Source organism: Weissella confusa, assembly GCF_004766315.1.
GTDB classification, from domain to species: Bacteria; Bacillota; Bacilli; order Lactobacillales; family Lactobacillaceae; genus Weissella; species Weissella confusa_A.
Genome location: NZ_PVSN01000002.1, coordinates 1 through 2331 on the forward strand (window position 1 = coordinate 1; position 2331 = coordinate 2331).

Genomic DNA, 2331 nt, shown 5'->3' on the forward strand with positions numbered 1-2331 from the left:
GGACAATCAACACCTTTCGAGACCGTTTGTTAAAAATCGGGGGACGTGTCACTAAGCACGCCCGCAAGGTGATCTTGACGTTAGATAGCCTCATCCAAGAACAATTCGATGGTCTGTTCTGGCGAGCTTGGGAACGACTAAATGCTTTGTGGCAATAAAACAACGAAGTGGATTTTCAAAAAAATAGCAAAATCTGGCTGGTTTTAGTGTGCCCATTTTTCTCAAAAAACGCTCAATCGAAAAAAACACCCTGAAACCGTGCCAAGGTACTGGCAGTTTCAAGGTGATTTATCGTATTTTACTTATTTAGCTGTGGTTAAAAATTTAGTACATGAATAATCCGGGTTAGTTAATAACGAATTTTTTTAGGGTGAGAAAATATGGAGTGGATGATTGAGAAAAAGGACCGCCAAAAAGTAGAGTTATTACGCTATTTGGTATCGCGGCCAGAGACTAAATTGCCGCTTAAGATGGTCCAAGAATACTTTGACTGGTCAAAGTATATGGTGCTGTCGACAATTCGTGGCTTAGTTGATGATATGCAGGAATTTTACGGTGAGGAACCATCGTTTTTCAAGATGTCAGCAGATGAAAAAATGATTGAGTTAACGCGGAATCGCAACGTGGATTCGAACGTCTTTGCGTTGCATTACATGCGTCAATCGATTCCATGGCAACTGATGCGCGAGACGTTTAACGAAACGATGCATTCTTATGAAGACTTTGCTGTTCGCAATTTAACGACAGTTTCTTCAGCGCGTAATGGAAAGTTGCAACTCGACGAATTCTTTGAACAGCACGGTATTAAAATTACGCAGGATTATACCTTGGCTGGGAATGAAGCAGAAATACGCGCAGTGTACTTCCGCCTCTTCGTAAAGTATTTTGCGGATCGCATTTTTCCGTTTTCAGATGAAGAGTTAGCGCTATCGAATCAAGCGATTAAAGCGATTATCAAAATCATTTCACCTGAAGAGACCAAAATTCGTCAGAGTAAGCGCATTGCCTTGCGATTTTCCACTGCGATTTGGCTTGAACGCCTACAACTAGGCCATTTTGTGGAAGATGATGCAATTGATGATTTGTTGTTGCCAAATGACCAGCTAAACGACAAGTCACAACGCCTCATTGCATATTTCGAACAGCAAGTGAAGTTGCGTGTGCCGGATATTACGGATGAACAGTTGCATCGTGAGGCGCGTTACGCATTGATTGCGTTGTTCTCAATTGACGTTGGTTATGAAGTTGGCCGATATGAAAATTTGACGCCATCAGCAGCGGGGATGATTGAAGGATTTATTCGCTTGGTTGACCGTCATTATGCTGACTTCTTTGGTTATCAATTAACGGTACGTGAACGCGATCTTATTCGAGAGGTGTTCTTCGGTACGTTGATTGGGGCGGTGGTTAGTCCGACAAGTGATGATCGTCAAATGGTAGTGCGTTTCGATGCAGCGTATGAACAATTCCCACTAATGGCTGATTTTACGTTGAACCTGATTGATGATATTGCGGAGCGTCGTCATCTTGATGTGAAAGCAGCGCGAAATGCGTATTTCGAAATTTTGTATGTTGGATTTGCATAGGTGTTTGATATGCACCGTGTTTTCCCAAAGATTAAGGTTGCGATTGATATTAACTATCAATTTGGGCTTGAGGCCATTTTGACCGATATGTTGCTCGGATTACGAGCCATGAACGTCGAAGTGTCTGAATTCATCGATGATGATACCGATATTTTGATTTCTGACATTAATCATGCGCAGATTTCAGAGGAAAATACGTTTATCTGGCCAACGATGCCAACGTCATTAGACTTTGAGCAATTGCGTCGTCGCTTAAGCGAATTGAAGGCAGAAAAGTTTGAAAAAGAGCGTGGTGTTAAGCTACGTTTCCCTGCAAACTAAAACGTTTTTTTTACCCGGATTATTCATCAAGACAAACAAAAAACCGCTGAAACAGCAAGTTAATACCGTTTCAGCGGGTTTTGCGCTTTCACCCGTTGGGTGAAAACCATAGGAGCTCTTTTTTATGATATTTTGTTAGTGGAAAACAAACCAAATACTCAAAAATTGGAGCGTCTAAAATTATGACTCAAAAAGTATTACCTAGCAACCCTTTAGTTGCAGTTTCAGACAATGGGGCACCAATTACCTCGGATGGTGGCAACGTGCTGCTTAGTATTTTTCTGAATTCGCCTGTAATTTCCAGGCTCTTTAATAACGTTGAATTCAACGATAATCGCAAAAATCCACGCTATGCTAAGGTAGAATTGTTATTGCAAATGCTCATTCAAGTTATCGAAGGTTATCGCAACGACGACGTTGCAGA

3 protein-coding genes are annotated in these 2331 nt (G+C 41.4%); all 3 read left to right on the forward strand.

Features of this window, described 5'->3' with window-relative positions; all coding sequences use genetic code 11:
* The first annotated feature begins 389 nt into the window (after positions 1 to 389).
* Entirely contained in the window at positions 390 to 1586 is a 1197-nt protein-coding gene (locus C6P11_RS00160; RefSeq protein ID WP_245299696.1) for a helix-turn-helix domain-containing protein, read from the forward strand.
* Positions 1587 to 1595: 9 nt separating this feature from the next.
* Positions 1596 to 1907 (forward strand): hypothetical protein, encoded by a 312-nt coding sequence (locus tag C6P11_RS11135; protein ID WP_245299698.1) that lies wholly within the window; start codon positions 1596 to 1598, stop codon positions 1905 to 1907.
* Between the two features lie 182 nt (positions 1908 to 2089).
* Positions 2090 to 2331 (forward strand): transposase (locus tag C6P11_RS00165; RefSeq protein ID WP_210114203.1); only part of this gene is annotated, 242 nt, incomplete at its 3' end.